This window comes from Streptomyces tyrfis, from assembly GCF_037034285.1.
Classification (GTDB): domain Bacteria; phylum Actinomycetota; class Actinomycetes; order Streptomycetales; family Streptomycetaceae; genus Streptomyces.
Genome location: NZ_JBAGJZ010000028.1, coordinates 92,047 through 112,530, shown reverse-complemented (window position 1 = coordinate 112,530; position 20,484 = coordinate 92,047). Strand labels below are relative to the sequence as shown.

Genomic DNA, 20,484 nt, shown 5'->3' with positions numbered 1-20,484 from the left:
CTGCGTTTCCGACTCTATCAGACTCTTTCGCGTCCGATTCCCGGTCGAAGCGGGTTCGCCGTTCCGGTTCCACGCTTTCGCGTTTTCCCTTTCCGGCGGGGCCGACTCTATCAGGCCTTTTCCTTTTCTCCGACCAGGCTCCCCGCAGACATACGGATGCCGATCACGGAAAAGGATCGTGTGCTTCAAGAGTCGTCGTCGGCTCCGATTGCGGATCGCGGCGGGGCCAGACGGAGGTACGACCATACAGGCGGCCGATGGCCGAGGCAAATCGCCTCCGGCATCCCGGCAGGGGCGCGAATCCTCAGCAGTCGGGCGGAATCGGATCTTCTTATGACTTACGCTGCTGGACAGCACGCCGTCGTCCACCAGCCGTGACGGCACCACAACAGGCTCCACCCCTGGGAGGTTTCCCCATGACCACTGTGACGTCGCCTCTTGCCGGACGCGCCATCGGGCTCTCCGCCGTCCCGGATCCGGTGTTCTCCGGCGCGATGGTGGGGCCCGGGACCGCCATCGACCCCGCGCGCGAGCGTTCCGTCGCGGTGTCGCCGGTCGACGGCATCGTCGTCTCCCTCCATCCGCACGCGTTCGTCGTCGTGGACGAGCAGGGGCACGGCGTCCTCGTCCACCTCGGCATCGACACCGTTCAGCTCAACGGCGAGGGCTTCGAACTGCTCGTGAAGAAGGGGGACACGGTCGCGCGCGGCCAGGGCGTCGTCCGCTGGGACCCCGCGGGCGTGGAGGCCCTCGGCAAGTCCCCGGTGTGCCCGGTCGTGGCGCTGGAGGCCACCGCCGACTCCCTCTCCGACGTCCGCGAGAGCGGGGACGTGAAGGCGGGCGACACACTCTTCGGCTGGCAGTGAGGGACTCTGTCGCATGACGACGGACCGGATATCCACCGCGGCGGCACGGGCCGCCGCCCGACCGGGGACGGGTGAGATGGAGACAACGCTGCGAGGCGTCGGTGTGAGCCACGGGGTGGCGATCGGCGAGGTGCGCCATATGGGGACGGCGGTGCTCGAACCGCCGGCCAAGCAGATCCCGGCCGAGGAGGCGGAGCGCGAACAGGGGCGCGCCCGCCAGGCGGTCGAGGCCGTGGCGGCGGACCTGGTCGCGCGCGGCAATCTGGCCGGCGGCGAGGCCCAGCACGTGCTGGAGGCCCAGGCCATGATGGCGCAGGACCCGGAGCTGATGGCCGACGTGGAGCGGCGCATCGCCGTCGGCAGCACCGCCGAGCGGGCGGTCTACGACGCGTTCGCCTCCTACCGGGCGCTGCTCGCCAACGCCGGGGAGTACCTCGCGGGCCGGGTCGCCGACCTCGACGACGTGCGCAACCGGATCGTGGCCCGGCTGCTCGGCGTGCCGATGCCCGGTGTGCCGGACAGCGACGAGCCCTATGTGCTGTTCGCCCGGGACCTGGCGCCCGCCGACACGGCCCTGCTCGACCCCGCGCTGGTGCTCGGCTTCGTGACCGAGGAGGGCGGGCCGACCAGCCACAGCGCGATCCTGGCCCGGGCGCTCGGCGTGCCCGCCGTGGTGGCCCTCCCCGGCGCCACCGAGCTGGCCGAGGGCACGGTCGTAGCGGTGGACGGCAGTTCCGGTGAGGTCTTCGTCGACCCCGGCGCGGAGAAGCGTGCCGAGCTGCGCGAGGCCGCCGCCGCGCGCAGGGCCGCGCTGGCCGCCTCGACCGGTCCGGGGGCGACCTCCGACGGCCACAAGGTCCCGCTGCTCGCCAACGTGGGCGGGCCGGCGGACGTGCCCGCGGCGGTCGAGGCCGGCGCGGAGGGCGTGGGGCTCTTCCGTACCGAGTTCCTGTTCCTGGACGACAGCGAGCGGGCGCCGTCCGAGGAGAAGCAGATCGCGGCGTACCGGGCCGTGCTGGAGGCGTTCCCCGAGGGACGGGTCGTGGTGCGGGTGCTGGACGCGGGCGCCGACAAGCCGCTCGCCTTCCTGACGCCCGGGGACGAGCCGAACCCGGCGCTCGGCGTGCGCGGGCTGCGGACCCTGCTGGACCACCCGGAGGTGCTCCGGACGCAGCTGACCGCGCTGGCCAAGGCGGCCGAGGGGCTGCCGGTGCATCTGGAGGTCATGGCCCCGATGGTCGCGGACCGCACCGACGCGCGGGCCTTCGCCGACGCCTGCCGGGAGGCGGGGCTGGGCGCGAAGTTCGGCGCGATGGTGGAGATCCCGTCCGCCGCGCTGCGGGCGCGCTCGATCCTGCAGGAGGTCGAGTTCCTCTCGCTGGGCACCAACGACCTGGCGCAGTACACCTTCGCGGCCGACCGTCAGGTCGGCGCGGTGTCCCGGCTCCAGGACCCGTGGCAGCCGGCGCTGCTCGATCTGGTCGCGCTGTCGGCGGAGTCGGCCCGGGCCGAGGGGAAGAGCTGCGGCGTCTGCGGTGAGGCCGCCTCCGATCCGCTGCTGGCCTGTGTCCTGACCGGGCTGGGCGTGACGTCGTTGTCGATGGGCGCCGCGTCCATTCCGTATGTCCGCGCCACCCTGGCCAAGCACACGCTGGCGCAGTGCGAGCGCGCCGCCTCCGCCGCGCGTGCGGCGGACACCGCGGAGGAGGCGCGGACGGCCGCGCAGGCCGTGCTGTCGGGCGAGTAGCCGGGCGGCGCGGTGCCGAGGACCGGGAGGAGAGGGGCTCCCCGCCGCTGACGGCGGGGAGCCCCTTTTCGGGGTCCCGGTGGCGCCGGCCCGGCAGTCGTGTCCGGCGGTCGCGGGTCCGGGGCTCTCAGTGGTGTTCCCCCGGCTCGTCCGCGCCGATGTCGAAGCCCGCGCAGTACTCCACGTGCGGCTCCGGGGCGATGGGTTCGCCGGTGTCGGCGTCGGTGCAGTAGGCGTTGAAGACCTCGCCGGCGGTGAGCGGGACCAGACCGCCGCGGTCCAGCAGCCAGCCGTGCACCCGGTCCCGGGCGCCGGGGCCGCTCGTGCGCAGCACCACTCCTCCGGGCTTCTCCAGGGCGATCCCCACGGCGAGCACCATGACGAACTCGGCGCCCTCCGCCGACGCGAGACGGGCCGGGCCCGCCGCGTCGCGTTCGATGTGCAGGACGGCGAGCAGCCGTTCGTCCTCCAGGGGCGTGGAGCAGACCAGGTGGTGGGTGCCGGGCCCGGCCGTCTCCAGCATGCGCAGCAGGAGGTGGGACGCGCGGTCGAAGGCGCCGCGGCCGATGTCCTGGCCGCAGTCCGCGCAGTCCCCGAGGCCGGCCAGGATCATCGTGGCGTACGTCCGGGTGGCCTGGCGGACGGCCCGGTCGATCAGCAGCGGGACCAGGTCGTCGATGGGCTGTCCGGTGTACGCGACGGTGGCGCCGGCCGAGGCGATCTCGGCGGTGAAGCGGCTGCGGCTGGCGGGGGCGTCGGCGGCGATCCCGGTCTCGCCGCAGAACTCCTCGTACTCCTCGGGGTCGAAGAGCGCGACCGTGGTGTGGATGCCCTGTGCGGCAAGGGACTTGAGCAGGCGCTCGACCTGCCGGAGGTAGGCGGTGTGGTCGTCGAAGGCGAAGGTGCGGTAGCGGCGCATCGCCGCGAAGTCCCGTTCGTCGGCGAGCAGGCCGACGGTGCTGGGGGCTTCGCGGCGCAGCGTGCGCCGCGGGGAGGACCCGGTGCGGCCGCGGGGCCGCGCGGTCCCGCCGGGCCGGGGCCGGTCCCGGCCGGCTCCCTCGCTCCGGGGTCCGCCGGGTCCTGCGGCGTCCCGGACGGCCGGGTCCTGGCCGTCCGGGAGGTGTGCGGTCTTCTCGCGCCCGGTCCGCCGGACGTTCCTGCTGTGCGCCATGTGACTCCCCCAGTGCGCTGACGATCGTTGCTCACTCAGAGTAATCGCGGGCACTGACAAGGGGACGCTCAGCGACGGCGGCGGGCCAGGTCCTCGTAGAAGCGGAGGAGTTCGAGGTTGTCGATCGAGCCGGGGTTGACCGCCTTGGTCAGGGCCGTGCCCTGCAGGAGGCGCTTGACCGGAACCTCGATGCGCTTGCCCGTGAGGGTGTGCGGGATGCCGGGTACCTCAATGATCTCGTCCGGGACATGGCGCGGCGAGAGGTTCTCGCGGATGGTGTGCTTGACGCGGTCGCGCAGCGCGTCGTCGAGCACGGCGCCGGGGGCGAGATGGACGAACAGCGGCATCCAGTAGCCGCCGTCGGGTTCCTCGATGCCGACGACGAGGGACTCGCGGATCTCGGGGAGCCGCTCGACGGCCTCGTAGATGTCCGCGGAGCCCATGCGGACGCCCTGGCGGTTGAGGGTGGAGTCGGAGCGGCCGTGGATGACGACCGAGCCCCGTTCGGTGATGGTGATCCAGTCGCCGTGCCGCCAGACGCCGGGGTACATGTCGAAGTAGCTGTCGTGGTAGCGGCTGCCGTCGGGGTCGTTCCAGAAGCGGATCGGCATGGACGGCATGGGGGCGGTGACGACCAGTTCGCCGACCTCGCCGATGAGCGGTCTGCCCTCGGGATCCCAGGACTGGAGGTCGGTGCCCAGGCACGGGGCCTGGAGCTCGCCGATGTGCACGGGGAGGGTGGGCACCGCTCCGGCGAAGCAGCTGCACACGTCGGTGCCGCCGCTGACGGAGGCGATCCACAGGTCGCCGTCGACCTCGTCGCGCAGCCACCGGAATCCGTCGGGCGGCAGCGGGGAGCCGGTGGTGGCGACGCACTGGACGCGGGAGAGGTCGAGGTCGCGGCCCGGGTGGAGGCCGGCCTTGCGGCAGGCCATGACGTAGGCGGCGGAGGTGCCGAAGAGGGTGGCGCCGGTCTGTTCAGCCACCCGCCACTGGGCGCTGATGTCCGGGAAGCCGGGGCTTCCGTCGTACAGGACGAGCGTGGTGCCGGTGAGCAGGCCGGAGACGAGGAAGTTCCACATCATCCAGCCGGTGGAGGTGTACCAGAAGAACCGGTCGTCGGGGCCGAGGTCGCAGTGCAGGCCGATCTGCTTGAAGTGCTCCAGCAGGATGCCGCCCTGGGACTGGACGATCGCCTTGGGGAGCCCGGTGGTCCCGGAGGAGTACAGCACCCACAGCGGATGGCCGAAGGGAACGGGTTCGAAGACCGGCTCCGTGTCGCCCGCGGTGAGCTCCGACCAGGCGAGTGCCCCCTCCGGGGCGTCGGTGCCCAGCAGCGGGATGTGGACCACGGCGCGCAGGGTGGGGAGTTCCCGGCGCAGCTCCGCGACCGTGTCGGCGCGGTGGTGCTCCTTGCCGCCGTAGCGGTAGCCGTCGACGGTGAACAGCACGACGGGTTCGACCTGCTGGAAGCGGTCGAGGACGCTGCGGGCGCCGAAGTCGGGGGCGCAGGAGGTCCAGACGCCGCCGACGGCCGCGGTGGCGAGGAAGGCGATGACGGCCTGGGGGATGTTGGGGAGGTAGGCGCTGACGCGGTCGCCGGGCCGGACACCGAGTTCGCGCAGCGCGGCCGCCAGCGACCCGACGCGGCGGCGGAGTTCGGACCAGGAGATGGCCGACTGGGCGTGGGTCTCGTCGACGTGGAGCAGTGCCGGGGCGTCGGCGCGCAGCGGGTCCTCGGCGGTGCGCAGGGCGTGTTCGGCGTAGTTGAGGGTGGCGCCGGGGAACCACTGGGCGCCGGGCATGGCGCGGTCGCCGACGACGGACTCGTAGGGGGTGGAGAACCGCACGTCGAACCACTCCGCGACGGCCTTCCAGAACGTGTCGAGCTCCTGGACGGACCAGCGGTGCAGCGCCGGGTAGCCGCCCTCGGCCGGTGCTCCGTGCCGCCCGGCCGCCCAGTCCTGGAAGCGGGTGACGGCCGCGGCGGCGATGCGGTCGGGGCCCGGCTGCCAGAGCGGGGTCTCGTCGGTTGCTGCGGTCATGGGGCGACTCCCTGGACTGTCCGGAAATACGCGGGTGGGCGTGGGCGCGCGCACGTGCCGGGGTGTGCGCGTGAGGCGGTCGTTACGGACGATGCCATGTGATCGTCGTTCGCACCAGGGTTCGCCGCCCATGCCCGCGCGTGGGGACATGTGGTCCGACCACGGGTGAACGGAAGTTGAACGGGGCCCGCACACGGTACGCCGGGTGGCAGGGTGAGCTGCATGGATGGTCGTGACCTGGTGCGCTCGGTGAAATTGATCGGTTCGGCGCGGGGGCTGCGCATGGTGCGCTCCGCCGTGCGCAGGCGGAACGCGGACGCGCGGGCGCTGCCGCGGCGCGGGGCGGAGCGGGCGAGGGTGCCGGGGCCGGTGACGGGGGCGGAGCCGGGGCCGGGCGGCGGTGTGGTGCGGTTCGCGCGGTCGGAGCTGCGGGTCCGGGTCGCGGTGGGGGGTGCGGTGTTCTGGAGCTGGGACGGGGCGGATCCGCTGCCGTCGTACGCGTTGTCCGGGGCGCCGCCGGAGGCGGATCCGCGGGCCCGGCTGGAGCCGGACAAGGAGGACGGCTGGCAGGTGGTGTCGGAGCGGCTGACCCTCGCGGTGTCGCGGCACGGGGCCGTGGAGCTGCGGACGCCGGGCGGGGTGCTGCTCCGGCGGGAGCTGCCGCCGCGCTGGTGGGAGCCGGTGTCGGGGGGCGACCGCCGGTGGGTGCAGCGGTCCGAGGTGCCTGCGGACGCCCGGTTCTTCGGGCTCGGCGGGCGGGCGTCGGGGCCCCGGCTGCGGGACGGTGTGTACCGGCTGTGGAACACCGATCCCGGCGGGCGTTTCGGGCCGGGCGACGATCCGCTGTCCCTGACGATGCCGGTCCAGCTGGTGGTGTCCGACGCGGGGACGCACCTGGTGTTCCACGACAACACCTGGTCGGGTCGGGTGACGCTGCACGAGGGCGAGGAGGGCGCGGGATCCGGCCACGACCGGCCGGGCACGTGCGAGGTGCGGATGGACGGCGGGCCGCTGCGGTGCTGGGCGATGGCGGGGACCCCGGCCCGGGTGCTGCGGACCTGGACGGCGCTGACCGGCGCCCCGGCGCTGCCCCCGTCCTGGGCGCTGGGGCCGCAGCACGCCCGCTGGGGGTTCGGGGACGAGCGCGAGGTGCGGCGGGTGGTCGCCGGGTACCGGGAGCGGGGGCTGCCGTTGTCGGCGCTGCATCTGGACATCGACCACTTCGACGGGAACCGGGTGTTCACCGTGGACCGCGAGCGCTTCCCGGATCTGCCCGGGCTGGCGAAGGAGCTGCGGGAGGAGGGCGTGCGGCTGGTGTCCATCGTCGATCCCGCGGTGAAGGCGGAGCCCGGGTACCCGGTGTTCGACGCGGGCGCGGCGGTCGGGGACCGGGGGGCGTTCGTGCGGGACGCGCGGGGGCGGGTGGTGCGCGGGGAGGTGTGGCCGGGCGAGTGCGTGTATCCGGACTTCACCGATCCGGAGGTGCGGGAGTGGTGGGGCGGGCTGTACGGGGAACGGCTCGCGCAGGGCTTCTCCGGGGTGTGGCACGACATGAACGAGCCGGTGTCCTTCGCCGCGTTCGGCGATCCGACGCTGCCGCGGTCGGCGCGGCACTGTCTGGAGGGCCGGGGCGGCGATCACCGCGAGGCGCACAACGTGTACGGGCTCGCCATGGCGCGCGCCGGGCACGAGGGGCTTCGCCGGCTGCGGCCGCGGGAGCGCCCCTTCCTGTTCTCGCGTTCCGGCTGGGCGGGGATGCAGCGGTACGGGGGCACCTGGTCCGGGGACGTGGCCACCGGCTGGCCCGGGTTGCGGGCGTCGCTGGCGCTGGTGCTGGGGCTCGGGCTGTGCGGGGTGCCGTACTCGGGTCCTGACGTGGGCGGGTTCGACGGGTCGCCGTCGCCCGAACTGTTTCTGCGGTGGTTCCAGCTGGGCGCGTATCTGCCGTTGTTCCGGACGCACTCGGCGATCGACGCGGGCCGGCGCGAGCCCTGGGAGTTCGGGCCGCGGGTGCTGGAGTACGCGCGGGCCGCGCTGGCGGAGCGGGAGCGGCTGCGGCCGTACTTCGCGACCCTGGCCCGGCTGGCCGAGCTGACGGGGGCGCCGTATGCGCGGCCGCTGTGGTGGCGGGCGCCGGGGGAACGGGCGCTGCGGGACTGCGAGGACGCGTTTCTGCTGGGCGACGCGCTGCTGGTGGCTCCGGTGCTGGAGGAGGGCGCCGGCCGCCGGGCAGTGCGGCTGCCGCGGGGCCGGTGGTACGACACGGCGACGGGCGAGGCCCACGAGGGCCCCGGGCAGGTGGTGCTGGACACCCCGTTGTCGCGGATTCCGGTGCTGGCGCGTGCCGGTTCGGTGCTGCCGGTGCGGGGGGCGGACGGGGGCGTGGAGCTGGAGGTGTGGGCTCCCGCCGCGGGGCGCCCGGGAGGCGGCTCGGCGGCGCCGGATCCGGGCGACGGGCCGGACCGGGCGGAGGTCGAACGCTATACGACGCGGCTGGAGGGCGGAAAGGTCGTGGTGGAGCGCGAGGGGGTGGCGGGGCCGGTGGGCCGCCCGGTGCGGGTGCGCGGGCTGTGAGTCCTGCGGGCGGCGGGCCGGGGCCGTCGGCCGCCCTGGGGCGGGGGCACGGGTCGCGGTCCCGCGCCGGCAGGGCGCCGGGGCCGGCCGTGCGGTGCGAGTGCGCGGGCAACGGGCGGGGCCGAGGCCCGGTGCGGGAGTCGGGCGGCCGGGCCGCGCGGGGCGGGCGGCGGCCCGGTCAGCGGTAGCGGCCCTCGAACCACCGCCGGACGGCGCGGGTGTGCAGCGGGAACGCGAGCTCGGTGGGCGCGCCCAGCACCCGGAAGCCGGAGGTCTCGTCGGTGGGCGCGGAGGGCGGGAGGGAGTCGGCGGGACGTTCCGGAAGGAGTCCGAAGAGGAGCAGATGCCCTTCCGGATCGCTGAGCGCGTCGGCGAGCCGGACGTCGCCCTCGGCGGCCTCGATGCCGGTCTCCTCGCGGAGTTCGCGGACGACGGCGTGCTGCCAGTCCTCGGCGTGGTCGATGAAGCCGCCGGGGAGCGCGGTCCCGCCGAGCCGGGGCGGGATGGTCCGGGTGATGACGACGAGACCGGCGCCGTCCCGGCCGGTGACGGGCAGCAGGGCCACGGCGACGGGCAGCGGGTTGCGGTAGGCGGTGTCGCCGCAGACGGCACAGGTACGGGGCCAGGCGGCCCGGGCGTCGGGCGGGGCGGCGTAGGGGGTGCCGCAGGAGGCGCAGTGGGAGCCCTTGACCGGCTTCTCGGGGCGGTTCGTGAACGCGGACACGCGCGGACTGTATCCGATCGGCCGCCGGAGCCTCCCCCACTCCGGGATTATGTGCCCATGACAGGAATGGCTTCCGCTCTCCGTGTCCTGGCGGCCTCCGCCGCCCTCCTCGCCGTCGTCGCGACCGCTCCCGCGGCCGGCGCCCTGCCCGAGCCGCGCGCCCCCGAAGAGTTCGTCGCGCTGCGCTCGGTGGACCCGACGATCATCCAGGAGATGCGCTATCCGACCGCGCACACCTTCATGGGCGTGCCGGTGGACGGCTACCGCGAGCCGCTGTGCATCCTGACCCGGCCCGCGGCCCTGGCCCTGCACCGCGCGCAGTCCCGGCTGCTGCGCCGGGGGTACTCGCTGAAGGTGTACGACTGCTACCGGCCGCAGCGGGCGGTCGACCACTTCGTGCGCTGGGCGAAGGACCTCGACGACCAGACGATGAAGGGCGAGTTCTACCCGCGGGTCGACAAGTCCCGGCTGTTCGCGGACGGCTACATCGCGGAGAAGTCCGGGCACAGCCGCGGCAGCACGGTGGACCTGACGCTGGTGCGGCTGCCCGTTCCGCCGGCCGGCCCGGACCGTCCCTCGGCGCCCTGCTACGCGCCGCGGGACGAGCGCTTCCCGGACAGTTCCGTGGACATGGGCACCGGTTTCGACTGCTTCGACACGCTCGCCCACACCGACGACCCGCGGATCCGGGGGGTGCGGCGGGCCAACCGGCAGTTCCTCAAGAAGGTCCTCACCGAGGCGGGCTTCGTGAACCTGGCCGAGGAGTGGTGGCACTACACCCTTCGCGCGGAGCCGTTCCCGGACGCCTACTTCGACTTCCCCGTCGCCCGGGGGTCCCTGACGGGCCGCTGAACCGTACGGAAGGGCCGGCCGGGACCACCCCCGCGAGCTCCGGCCGGCCCGCCTCCCCCTCCGACGCGTCCGGGCCGTTTCCGGTTGCCGTCGGAGCCACTACGGTGCCCCATATGCCACAGCAGACGTTCGATTCGTACGAGGAATTCTGGCCCTACTACGTCGCGATGCACTCCAGGGCCGCGACCCGCTGGGTCCATCTGGCCGGCACCCTCACCGGTCTCGCGGTCGCCGCCTACGGCCTGTCGCGGGGCCGGAAGAGGTACGCGGCGGCGCTGCCGCTGATCGGTTACGGGACCGCCTGGCCCGCCCATTTCCTGATCGAGAAGAACAACCCGGCCACGTTCGGGCATCCGCTCTGGTCGCTGCGCGGTGACGTACGGATGATCCGGACGATGCTGGCGGGCCGCGACCACGAGCTGGCGGAGACGGCGGCCGAATGGCTCGCCGAGGACCGCCGGTCGTGATCCGCGATCGACGATCGTGACCCGCGGCCGGCGGCCGGCGCGGGATGCCGGCCGCCGGCCGGGCGGGCGCGCTACGTCCTGGCCGGCTCCGCGTCGCGGGGGCGCTCCACCCGTTCCACCGCGTGCTCGACGACCGTGACCAGCACGTCCCGCGCCGAGGAGCGGTCCCGCGCGTCGCACAGGACCACCGGCACCTCGGGGTCGAGGTCCAGGGCCGCCTGGACCGTCCCCACGGGAAAGCGCTCGGCACCCTCGAAGCAGTTGACGGCGACGACGAACGGGATCGCGCGGCGCTCGAAGTAGTCGACCGCGGCGAAGCAGTCCTCCAGCCGCCTGGTGTCGGCGAGCACCACCGCGCCCAGCGACCCCTGGGCGAGTTCGTCCCAGAGGAACCAGAACCGGTCCTGGCCCGGCGTGCCGAAGAGGTAGAGCACCAGGTTCTCGCGGAGGGTGATCCGGCCGAAGTCCATGGCCACGGTGGTGGTGGTCTTCGCCTCCACGCCCGCCACGTCGTCCACCGGGCGGCCCGCCTCGCTGAGCTCCTCCTCGGTGCGCAGCGGGCGGATCTCGCTGACCGCGCCGACCAGCGTCGTCTTGCCCACGCCGAAGCCGCCCGCCACCAGGATTTTCAGGGTGACGGGCTCGACGGGCCGCTTGCCGCGGCTAGAGCGCCCGAAGGCCATTGATCACCTCGCGAAGAATGCTCACGTCCGGCAGTTCGGCCGGCGGAACGGGACGGGTCACGTGCACCAGCTCGCTCTCGACGAGGTCGCCGACCAGGACCCGGACCACCCCCACGGGGAGGTCCAGGCCGGCCGCGAGCTCGGCGATCGACTGGGGCATGGCGCTGCACAGTTCGACGATCTCCACGTGTTCCGGTGAGAGCGTCCGGTCCCCGCCGGGGTCGTCGGCCGCGGGTTCGGGCACGACGACCGCGATCAGGTCGAGTCGATGGCGGGTGGCGCTGCTGGTACGGCCGCGGGTCATCGCGTACGGACGGACCACGGGCCCCGCCTCGGCGTCGTACCACCGCGACGCCTGCGGGTCGGTGCGCGGGGTCGGCGGTACGGAGGAGTCAGCGCTCATGCCGTCGGCTCACCCCCCGGCGGACTGGCCGGTCGTCCGGGGCGCGTTGGCCAGGTGGGCGCCGACGCGCTTGACCATCAGCGTCATCTCGTACGCCACCAGGCCGACGTCGGAGTCGGCGTCGGCCAGCACGGCGAGGCAGCTGCCGTCGCCCGCCGCCGTGACGAAGAGGAAGGCCTCGTCCAGCTCGACGACGGTCTGGCGGACCCGGCCCGCGTCGAAGTGGCGTCCGACGCCCTTGGCGAGGCTGTGGAATCCGGAGGCCACGGCCGCCAGGTGTTCGCTGTCCTCCCGGGTCAGTTCCTCGGACGTGCCGGTGGCGAGGCCGTCGCTGGAGAGCACCAGCGCCTTGCGGATGCTGGCCACGCGGCCGACGAGTTCGTCGAGGAGCCAGTTGAGCTGACCGGACCCCCGGCGTTCGGCGTTGGTTGCTACGGCGTTCGGTGCGGTCATCGACCGTCCCCTCCCGGAGTGGTTCCTTGTGCTGTGTCACCGCGTCCGGGCGCGTCCTCGGCGTTCTGCCGACGTCCGCGTTGCCAGCCGCGTTGGAGCGAGGCCATGCGACTGCGCACCTCGTCCGCGTCGCGTTCGAAGTCATGGGCCGGGCCCGTCCCGGCCGGTTCGGCGGCGCCGCCGGGTTCGTCGCGCAGCTGCGGGGCCAGGCTCGCCTGCCGGACGCGGCGGGGCAGGCCGCCCACGGTCTCGCGGGGCGGGCGCGGGCCCGGCGCGGGCTCGGCGGGGCGCGGGCCGGCGTCGCCCTCGGGGCGGGACGGGGAGCCGGGCCCGGCGGCGGGGCGGGCGCGTCCCGGGTCGTCGACCCGGCGTCCGTTCTCCGCGACCAGGGTCGGCGGGGTGCGGCGGGGCAGCGGGGCCGGACCGCCGGCGGGGCGTCCCGGGCGGGCGTCGCCCGGGGCGTCCCCGGGCCGGTCGGGCGCCTGCCGGTGCGGCTCGGGGTCGCCGTCGCGCCGCGGGTCGCGGGCGCGGAAGATGCCGCCGCGCTCGCTCTCGGCGTCGTCGAGGTCGGCCGCGCCGCGCAGCAGCGGGTCGAGGAGGGGGTCGGCCGGGAGGTCCATCGTCTCGACCGGGCCCTCGAGCTCGACCGGACCGTCCAGGAGGGCCGGGTCGACGGCGCCGGCGGGAACGGGGACGAGCCCCGGGGCCCGGCCGGGGGTCCGGCGGTCCGGCGCGCCGTCCGGCCGCCCCTTGCCGCCCGGTCCGCGGCCGGAGCTCCGCGCGCCGCCGATCGCCCGTTCGGAGCGCCGGTCGAGGCGGAAGCCGGTGCCGTGCGTCTCCGGGGCGGAGTCGGTGAGCACCGTCGCGGGGATGAGGACGACCGCGGTCGTGCCGCCGTACGGGGAGGGCTGCAGCGACACCCGGACGTTCTGCCGCTGGGCGAGGCGGCTGACCACGAAGAGGCCGAGCCGGTCGGTGTCGGAGAGCTCGAACTCGGGTGTCTCGGCCAGCCGCAGGTTCGCGTCGAGGAGGGCGTCGGGGGCCATGCCCAGGCCGCGGTCGTGGATTTCGAGGGTGAAGCCGTTGGAGACGCGCTCCCCCAGCACCTGGACGGCGGTGTGCGGGGGCGAGAACACGGTGGCGTTCTCCAGGAGTTCCGCGATCAGGTGGGTGAGGTCGGCCACGGCGGGGCCGCTCACGCCGATGCGGGGCAGCCTGCGGACCTCGATCCGTTCGTAGTCCTCGACCTCGGCGACCGCCGCCCGTACCACGTCCATCAGCTGGACCGGCTTGCGCCACTGGCGGGACGGGGCGGCGCCGGAGAGGATCACCAGGCCCTCCGCGTGCCGCCGCATGCGGGTGGTCAGGTGGTCGAGGCGGAACAGGTCCGCGAGCTCGTCGGTGTTCTCGGTACGGCGCTCCATGGCGTCCAGGAGCGTCAGCTGGCGGTGCAGCAGCACCTGGTTGCGCCGGGCGAGGTTCACGAAGACCTCGGACACCCCGCGCCGCATGTCCGCCTGCTTGACGGCGGCCTCGACGGCGGCGCGCTGCAGGGTGTTGAGCGCCTGCCCGACCTGGCCGATCTCGTCCCGGTCGTACTGGAGGTGCGGGGCCTCGGTCTCGACGTCGACCTGCTCACCGGCGGCGAGCCGGCGCATCACACTCGGCAGCCGGACGCCGGAGACCTCGTGCGCGTCCTTGCGGAGCCGGGACAGGTCGCGGATGAGCTCGCGGCCGATGCGCACGGAGACGAACACCGAGGCGAGCAGGGCCAGGAAGCCGAGGACGCCCGCGACTCCGGCCTTGACCAGGACGCCGTAGCCGGCCGGCCGGCCGCGTTCCTGGAAGCGGTCGTTCATCTCGGTGAGGTCGGCGGCCAGCCGGTCCAGGACCGGGGTCGCCGCCTGCTGCCAGCGCTCGGCGTCGGCCGTGCGCGGGTCGTCGGTGGGCCCGGCGTCGAGGAGCGACTTCTCCATGGCCCGCAGCGCCTCGGTGTCCGGACTCGACCAGTACCGCTCCACGCTGCGGCGTTCCGCGGCCGGGAGCAGCTCGCCGTTGATCTCGTAGAGGAGCCGGCGGTTGGCGGCGAAGTCGGAGACCTGCCGCAGTTCCGCGGCGGTGAGCCGGCCGGCGATGAGCGACGAGGCGACCAGCGCGTCTTCCCGGGAGAGCGTTTCGCGGGCCCGGGAGATACCGGCCAGGGCGCGGACCTGCCTCTCCGCCGACACGTTCTCCATCGTGCGGAGGCCGGTCAGAAAGCGGTAGCAGGGGTCTATCAGGCGGCTGTAGAACTCCATCGCCTTCGCGCGGTCGATGGTGCGTCCGTCGACGGATTCCCGGAGCGCGCCGAGGCCCTCGGCGGTGTCGAGAACGGAGTTCAGCTGTTTTCCGTCCTCGGGCCGCAGCGCGTCGCGCATGTCCTTGCGCCGTGCGCTCTCCCTGACGTCCGCCAGGACGCGGTCGGTGACGGCCCGTTGGCGCCGCAGCAGCGGCAGTGCGTCGGAGGTCCGGGGATCGGCGAGGAGGACGAGGGTCTGACGGCGCTCGTCCTGAAGGGCGCGGACGGTGTCCTCCAGGGGGTGGCCGACCTTTTCCACCACCGCGTTCGCGTGAATCAGATGACTGGCCTCGCGGCCGGTCAGAAAGGTGGCGAAACCCCAGAGTCCGGTGAGGGAGACGAGGGGCACCAGCAGCAGCGCCACGATCTTCCTGCGGATGGACTTCCCGCGAAAGCGCACGGCCTCCCCCAGCCCGACCCCACGGGTCGAGGGGTCGTGTTCCGTCAGCAAACGGCGAGAGCCTACTACTGACGGAGAGACAACCCGAAGAGATGTCCGGAACGTTTTTCAGCCGCCCTCCCCCTTGGCGATCATGAGTTGTCCCGGTATTCCGGACCGTGAATTTCGCGAAAGCGGCAGAAGAGACCCTCCGGTGCCGCACACTGTCAGACAGGGCAGTTGGCCGGAATTCTTCGCTCGATGACGGTTCGGGGGAATCTTCCCGGCCTTTTGCTCGTCTCTCTGTACGGGGACAGGGGGACGTGGGGAGCGCGGGGAACACACGGTGCAGGACGGTCCGACCCGCCCGCGTAGCGACGGCGCATGCCGGGCAGCAACCCAGAAGTCGGACATCGGTGGGGAGTTGAGAGTCCTTGGATACGGAAGAACGCCGGGGACCGGTGTCGTCGGCACCGGTCGCGAGATCGGTCCCGGCGGCCGCCCCCGGTACGCACGTCCCGCCCCGGCAGCGCCGTCCGCTCTGGGTGGAGGAGCCGGCCACCCGCCGGCGGATGCCGGACCCGGTCCGCACGGCCGCGGTGCGCGCCGTGCTCATCATGTCGCTGACGATCATCCAGGCCGTGATCGCCTTCCTCTGCACGCTGACGGAGTCCTGGCTGGCCTTCCCGATGGTGCTGAGCGGTGTGGCCAGCACGGTGATCGCGACCTGGTCGGTGCTGGACGTCTGGGTCACCCGGCAGGTCTGGAACCAGCGCCACGGCGTGGTGTCCACACCGAGCAGCTCGGCGCGGGAGCTGCGCCGGGAACGGCGCAGGGCACGGCGGGCCCAGCGGTCCGCGGAGCGGGAGGACGCGCGGATACGCCGCGGGGGCACGGGCGGCTTCTCGCAGGCGTGAACGGGCTCGGGACGGCCCCGGCGCCATGGGCCGGGGCCGTCGGCGCGTGCCCGCCAGGGGTTACGGCGACACCCCTTGCGCGCCGGACGGGGCCCCGGCGGTGGTCCGGGGGGCGTCCGCCCCCGTGCTGCTCCGCTTGAACATGCGGGTGGCGGTGATCTCGCCGTGCACCGTCTCGCCGTCGGGGTCCTGCTGCGGCAGCCCCGGGCGAAGGTGCTCCTCCACGCTGATGTACTTCAGCCCGGCCCTCAGGTCCGCGTCGTTGCGCAACCGGATGACCAGCGGGAACTCCGCGAGTGCCGTGGTGTCGAACAGCCCGGTGGTGTAGAGCAGCTGCACCCCGAGGGCGTCGGAGACGGCCCGCTGGAGCTCCAGCAGATAGGTGGCGTTGGCGCGGCCGATGGGGTTGTCCAGGAAGAGCGTGCCCGCGTGGCGGTGCCGGACCCGGTCCTGGCCCCGGTCGTTGCTGCGCAGCGCGGCCATCGTGCAGTACAGGGCGATGGCGGCGGTGAGCAGCTGCCCGCCGGAGAACACGTCGCCCATCTGCCCGACCGGGACCCGCTCGGCGCGGAGCACCGCGTCCGGCTTGAGGATCTCCACGGCGACGCCCCTCGGCTCCAGCGCCGCCTGCACACCGCGCAGCAGCAGCGACATCCCGTCCCTGCGCAGGTCGGAGTTCTTCCTGAGCGCGGAGCGGGTGGCCTCGTCGACGACCTCGCCGAGCCGCTCGGTGAGGGTCGCCTGGTCGGGTTCCTCGAAGCGGATCCGGAGGAACTCCTGGCCGGACCACTCCCCCAGTCCCTCGGGGAGCCGGGAGAGCCGCTGGGCGGAGCGCAGGGTGGTGAGCGCGGACTCCACGAGGCCGCGCAGCCGGTCCACGATGGAGTCCCGGTTGCGCTCCAGCTGGGCCAGCTCGTCGGTGAGGACGCGCAGGCGCGGGGCGAAGGCGGCAGCCCACTTCTCCGCGTGCTCGGGCAGCGCGGCGGCCGGCAGTTCGCGGATCTGCTGTCGGGCCGGGGTGCGGACCTGCTCGTAGCGGGTGGAGTTGGCGTGCCGTACGAGGACGTCGCTCGCCTCGCGCACGGCGCTCTCCGCCGCGGACAGGTCGGCGGCGCAGCCCCGCAGCGAGCGGCGGGCCTCGGCGGCGGACCGCCGCGCCTCGTCGAGGCTGCCGGGGTAGGGCTCGGGGGTCTCGGCGTCGTCGTCCGCGCCGTGGTCCCTGAGCAGGTCGCGCAGGAGTGCCGCGGTCTCGTCGAAGCCGCCCGCCGACTCCTCGGCGGTGCGGTGGGCGTGCAGCAGTTCGGTGTGGGCGGCGCGGGCGGTGTCCAGGGTGGCGGTGGCGGCGGCCAGTTCGGCCGTGGCGATGCGCAGGAGCGTCTGGGCCTGGTCGGCGTCGACGGGGACCAGCTCCGGGGAGAGCTCCGTGTGGTGGGTCTCGCCGTCGGCCGGGGCCAGGCGTTCGGCCTCGCCGCGCAGCCGGCCGAGCTGCTCGCTCGCCGTGGAGGCCCTGGTCTCCAGGAGCTGGACCAGGGACTCGGCCCGGGCGGCGGCGGCCTGCCGGGAGGGGCCGTCGGCGCCGTCCGGGCCCTCGAGGAGCTGGGCGGCCCGGGTGCGGACCTTGTTGGTGAGCCGGTCGAGCTCGGCGAGGGCGGCGCTCTCGTCGCTCTCCGCGCGGGCCTGTTCGGCGCGCAGGTCGGCGCCGACGCCCACCTTCTCGTACAGCTGGGACGCGGCGCGGTACGCCTCCCGCAGCGCGGGCAGGGCGGGGCGCGGGCCGTCGTCCTCGGGCTCCGGGAGGGGTTCGGGGGCGCCGGCGATCTCGGCGCGCTCGGCGCGCAGCGCGCGGGCCGTGCGCCGGGCGTCGTCGGCGGCGCGCTGGGCGGCCCGGCGGTCCTCGTCGGCGGCCCTGGCCCGCTCCAGGCAGTACGTGGCGCGCGCCTCCGCCTCGGCGAGGTCCTCGGTCAGCTCGCGGAGCTTCGCCTGCCAGCCGGCGCGCTCGCGGAGCCGGTGCGCGAGTCCCGCGAGGGCGTCGGCGGCGCGGCGGGCGCGCTGGGCGGTCTCCTGGCGTTCGTCGCGGACCCGGGCGGTGTCCCCGGCGGCCTCGTCGGCCTCGGCGCGGGCCGTACGGGCCTCGGCCAGCTCGGCCTCGGCCGTCCCGGCGGCCTCGCGCGCCCCGCGGGCGGCCTCGGCCAGCTCGGCGAGCATGCCGGGCGGGCAGTCGGCGCGCCAGGAGCCGATGCGGGCGGCGAGGGCGCGGTCGGCGGCCAGCCGGGCGGCGAGGGCGCGGATGTCCTCGTCCCGGGCGGCGGCCCGGCTCCTGAGGGCCTGCCGTTCCTCGTCGGCCGCGTGTTCGTCGTGCATCGCCGGGTTCGGCGGCACGAGGAACACCTGCCCCGTGTCCGGGTCGGGTCCGGCGGCGGGCACGGGCGCGAGCAGCGCCGCCGCGGTGCCCACGGCGACGGTGGACCGCGGCAGCAGGGCCGCGCCGCTCAGCACCTCGCGGGCGCGGGCGTGCGAGTCGGGGTCGGTGATGACGACGCCGTCGACGAGTTCGGGCCGGGCGGCGAGCACGGAGGCGTGGTCGGCGGGGTCGACGGCCTGGGCGAGGTAGCGCCAGCCGGGCAGGGCCGGGATGCCGTGCTCGCCGAGGTACTCGACGGTGGCCAGGACGTCGGGGCCGGGCGGCAGCAGTCCGCCGTCGCCCAGCGCGCCGAGGATCCGGGCGTCGTCGGCGGCTGCGGTGCGCAGGTCGAAGAGGCGGCGTTCGGCGGAGGCGACGGCCTGGTCGAGCAACTCCCTGAGCTGGTCGGCGGAATGGTCGAACTCCTCGGCGTCGAGGGGCCCTTCACGGCCGGCGGACCGGTCCTCGGGGCGCGGTCCGCCGGCCTCGGTGGCGTCCGGGCCGGGTCCGTCCGCGCCGCTCCGGGGCCGGGGCACGCCGGTGTGCTGGGCGGCGGGCAGGCCCAGCAGATCGGCGAGGCGGGGGTGGGCGGCGATCGACTCGGCGGCCTTGCGCTCGGCGTCGTAGGACCGCTCCGCGGCGAGGGCGGCGTCGGCGGAGCGGGCGGCGGCGAGTTCGGCGCGGCTCTCGGCGGCCGCGGTCTCCCTGGCCCGTTCGGCGGCGGAGCGGGCGGCCTCCTTCGAGGTCTCCCAGGCGGCGACGGCGGCCTGTTCGGCGTCGCTGGCGGCGAGGGCGGCGCGCGCCGGGTCGGCGTCGGGCGCGGTGTCGTCGAGCCAGCCGGCCCGGACCGCCTCCGCCGTCTCCTGCTCGACCTCGGCGAGGCGCTGGCGCAGGTGGCCGGCCTCGCTGCGGGCCCGCTGGGCCTCGGTGGCGGCGATGGTGGCGTCGCGGTGGGCGGTCTCGCCGGCCGCCTGGAGGGCCTCGGAGCGCGCCTCCTCCTCGTTGGCCAGGGTCTCGCCGGCCTCGGCCGCGCCGTGCAGGGCGCGGACGAGATCGGCGGCGGCCCGGGCGCGCGCGGCCAGGGCGGGGGCGGCGTCCCGTTCGGCCTCGCGGATCGCGGCGGCGACCCTGGCCGCACGGTCGGCGGCGGCGCGGTGGCGCAGCACGGCCTCGGCGGCCTGCCAGGCGGAGTGCAGGGTGCGGGCGTCGCCGAGTTCCCGGCGCTGGGCGGTGGCGCCCTTCTCCGCCGCGGCCAGGGCCAGGGAGGCGTGCCGGTAGGCGAGTTCGGCGGCGATCAGGGAGCTGCGGCCGCGGGCCTCCTCGGCCTCGGTGACGGTGTGCGCGGCGGCGGTGACCTGCTGGGCGAGTTCGGCGGCGCGGGCGCGTTCCCCGCCGGCGCGGGCGGAGAGCCTGCGGGCGAGGAGGCGGGTGCGGCGCTCGGCGCCCGCGTGGACGTCGCGGGCGCGGGCCCGGGTCTCCGTGGCCTCCACGATCCGGCCGAGCAGGTCGACCGAGCCCGCCGTGAAGTCGCGTTCGGCGGTCAGCTCGGCGCGGCGGCCCAGCTTGTTGCCGAAGCCGCTCACCAGGTCGGCGAGGCCGTCGGTGTCACGGGTGTCGGTGACGGCGCGCAGCAGCAGGTCGGTGAAGTCCGAGTCCTTCTTGACCGCGAAGAGCCCGGCCGCCTCGCCCTCGTCGGCGTTCATCTCGCGCTGGTAGCGGAAGAGTTCGGGGTCGAGGCCGAGGTCGCCGAGGTGTTCGTTCCAGCGGTCGTGGATCTCCTCCCAGTGCACGTCGAGGTGCTGGTAGAACTTGCCGGCCTCCGTCAGGGCGTCGCGGAAGCCCTTCATCGTGCGCCGTCGGCCCTTCGCGCCGGAGGCGCCCTCGGCGGGGCGGTGCACGGTGGTGGCCTCGGCCACCGGCAGGGAGTCGAGGCTGAGGCCGGGGCCGGGGCGGAAGGAGTACCAGGCCTCGGCGAACTTCCGCGGGTCGTTGGAGACCTGGCGGCCGCGCCACTCGCTGACCTTGCCGACGACCACGCATGCGCCGGTGAGGGTGTGCTGCCATTCCAGGGCGACGTGGCCGCAGTCGTCGGCGAGCAGGAACTTGCGCAGCACGCCGGAGCTGGCGCCGCCGAGGGTGTTGCGGTGGCCGGGCAGCATCACCGAGAAGATGAGTTTCAGCAGCACCGACTTGCCGCCGCCGTTCTCCAGGAAGAGCACCCCGGCGGGGGCGGGGCGGCGCGGCGGGCCGACGGGCTCCTCCTCGAAGAACTCCGCCTGGGCCGGGGCCGGGTCGGGCACGGGGTCGCCCACCCCGCGCAGGTCGAGCACGGTGTCGGCGTAGCGTGCGCCGGCCGGCCCGATGGAGTAGAGGCGGACCCGGGACAGCTCGTACATTTCGGCGGACTCTCGTCGTTCGGGAAGCGGGGAGGGATGTCGGGAGGGAGCGGGAAGGGACGGGTGGC

At 74.8% G+C, this 20,484-nt stretch carries 14 protein-coding genes; 6 read left to right on the top strand and 8 right to left on the bottom strand.

All coding sequences use genetic code 11. The features are described 5' to 3' along the window. The first annotated feature begins 416 nt into the window (after positions 1–416). Entirely contained in the window at positions 417–866 is a 450-nt protein-coding gene (locus WA762_RS21800) for a PTS sugar transporter subunit IIA (protein WP_335937661.1), read from the top strand. Positions 867–942: 76 nt separating this feature from the next. Beyond that, entirely contained in the window at positions 943–2,613 is a 1,671-nt protein-coding gene (gene ptsP, locus WA762_RS21795; RefSeq protein WP_335937660.1) for a phosphoenolpyruvate--protein phosphotransferase, read from the top strand. Positions 2,614–2,740: 127 nt separating this feature from the next. Here the strand turns inward: ptsP and WA762_RS21790 are convergent, their stop codons facing one another. Next, a complete protein-coding gene (locus WA762_RS21790; protein WP_335937659.1) occupies positions 2,741–3,784 on the bottom strand; it encodes a hypothetical protein in 1,044 nt (347 codons plus the stop codon). Between the two features lie 68 nt (positions 3,785–3,852). Then, positions 3,853–5,829 (bottom strand): acetoacetate--CoA ligase, encoded by a 1,977-nt coding sequence (locus WA762_RS21785; RefSeq protein WP_335937658.1) that lies wholly within the window; start codon positions 5,827–5,829, stop codon positions 3,853–3,855. A gap of 222 nt (positions 5,830–6,051) precedes the next feature. Here WA762_RS21785 and WA762_RS21780 point away from each other — a divergent pair, with 222 nt between their 5' ends. Then, positions 6,052–8,403, top strand: a complete 2,352-nt coding sequence (locus WA762_RS21780; RefSeq protein WP_335937657.1) for a glycoside hydrolase family 31 protein — start codon at positions 6,052–6,054, stop codon at positions 8,401–8,403. Between the two features lie 178 nt (positions 8,404–8,581). On the opposite strand, the gene WA762_RS21775 is transcribed toward WA762_RS21780, so the two are convergent. Further along, the gene (locus tag WA762_RS21775; protein WP_335937656.1) at positions 8,582–9,127 is read right to left on the bottom strand and encodes an NUDIX domain-containing protein; all 546 of its coding nucleotides are present in this window, start codon (positions 9,125–9,127) and stop codon (positions 8,582–8,584) included. 57 nt (positions 9,128–9,184) lie between these two features. Here WA762_RS21775 and WA762_RS21770 point away from each other — a divergent pair, with 57 nt between their 5' ends. Continuing rightward, on the top strand, positions 9,185–9,979 hold the full coding sequence (locus WA762_RS21770; protein WP_335937655.1) for a M15 family metallopeptidase: 795 nt from the start codon (positions 9,185–9,187) through the stop codon (positions 9,977–9,979). A 113-nt stretch (positions 9,980–10,092) separates the two neighbouring features. After that, on the top strand, positions 10,093–10,446 hold the full coding sequence (locus WA762_RS21765) for an Mpo1-like protein (RefSeq protein ID WP_335937654.1): 354 nt from the start codon (positions 10,093–10,095) through the stop codon (positions 10,444–10,446). A gap of 71 nt (positions 10,447–10,517) precedes the next feature. On the opposite strand, the gene WA762_RS21760 is transcribed toward WA762_RS21765, so the two are convergent. From WA762_RS21760 to WA762_RS21745, 4 genes are read right to left on the bottom strand one after another with little or no spacing between them, the layout of a single operon-like run. Beyond that, complete coding sequence (locus WA762_RS21760; protein WP_335937653.1) at positions 10,518–11,129, bottom strand: GTP-binding protein; 612 nt, start codon at positions 11,127–11,129, stop codon at positions 10,518–10,520. Continuing rightward, positions 11,110–11,532 (bottom strand): DUF742 domain-containing protein, encoded by a 423-nt coding sequence (locus WA762_RS21755; RefSeq protein WP_335937652.1) that lies wholly within the window; start codon positions 11,530–11,532, stop codon positions 11,110–11,112. The genes WA762_RS21760 and WA762_RS21755 overlap by 20 nt, the downstream gene beginning before the upstream one ends. A gap of 9 nt (positions 11,533–11,541) precedes the next feature. Further along, entirely contained in the window at positions 11,542–11,985 is a 444-nt protein-coding gene (locus WA762_RS21750) for a roadblock/LC7 domain-containing protein (RefSeq protein ID WP_335937651.1), read from the bottom strand. After that, positions 11,982–14,723: a sensor histidine kinase gene (locus tag WA762_RS21745; RefSeq protein WP_335937663.1), complete on the bottom strand. Its 2,742-nt coding sequence runs from the start codon at positions 14,721–14,723 to the stop codon at positions 11,982–11,984. Before WA762_RS21745 ends, WA762_RS21750 begins: the two co-directional genes overlap by 4 nt. Positions 14,724–15,136: 413 nt before the next feature. Here WA762_RS21745 and WA762_RS21740 point away from each other — a divergent pair, with 413 nt between their 5' ends. Beyond that, complete coding sequence (locus WA762_RS21740) at positions 15,137–15,619, top strand: hypothetical protein (protein WP_335937650.1); 483 nt, start codon at positions 15,137–15,139, stop codon at positions 15,617–15,619. A 60-nt stretch (positions 15,620–15,679) separates the two neighbouring features. On the opposite strand, the gene WA762_RS21735 is transcribed toward WA762_RS21740, so the two are convergent. Next, positions 15,680–20,416: a hypothetical protein gene (locus WA762_RS21735; protein ID WP_335937649.1), complete on the bottom strand. Its 4,737-nt coding sequence runs from the start codon at positions 20,414–20,416 to the stop codon at positions 15,680–15,682. Positions 20,417–20,484: the final 68 nt, after the last annotated feature.

Coding starts and splice junctions, on each gene's coding strand:
- WA762_RS21755 (WP_335937652.1), bottom strand. CDS start 11,532: ATGAGCGCTGACTCCTCCGTACCGCCGACCCCGCGCACCGACCCGCAG.
- WA762_RS21785 (WP_335937658.1), bottom strand. CDS start 5,829: ATGACCGCAGCAACCGACGAGACCCCGCTCTGGCAGCCGGGCCCCGAC.
- WA762_RS21735 (WP_335937649.1), bottom strand. CDS start 20,416: ATGTACGAGCTGTCCCGGGTCCGCCTCTACTCCATCGGGCCGGCCGGC.
- WA762_RS21765 (WP_335937654.1), top strand. CDS start 10,093: ATGCCACAGCAGACGTTCGATTCGTACGAGGAATTCTGGCCCTACTAC.
- WA762_RS21760 (WP_335937653.1), bottom strand. CDS start 11,129: ATGGCCTTCGGGCGCTCTAGCCGCGGCAAGCGGCCCGTCGAGCCCGTC.
- WA762_RS21780 (WP_335937657.1), top strand. CDS start 6,052: ATGGATGGTCGTGACCTGGTGCGCTCGGTGAAATTGATCGGTTCGGCG.
- ptsP (WP_335937660.1), top strand. CDS start 943: ATGGAGACAACGCTGCGAGGCGTCGGTGTGAGCCACGGGGTGGCGATC.
- WA762_RS21790 (WP_335937659.1), bottom strand. CDS start 3,784: ATGGCGCACAGCAGGAACGTCCGGCGGACCGGGCGCGAGAAGACCGCA.
- WA762_RS21750 (WP_335937651.1), bottom strand. CDS start 11,985: ATGACCGCACCGAACGCCGTAGCAACCAACGCCGAACGCCGGGGGTCC.
- WA762_RS21770 (WP_335937655.1), top strand. CDS start 9,185: ATGACAGGAATGGCTTCCGCTCTCCGTGTCCTGGCGGCCTCCGCCGCC.
- WA762_RS21800 (WP_335937661.1), top strand. CDS start 417: ATGACCACTGTGACGTCGCCTCTTGCCGGACGCGCCATCGGGCTCTCC.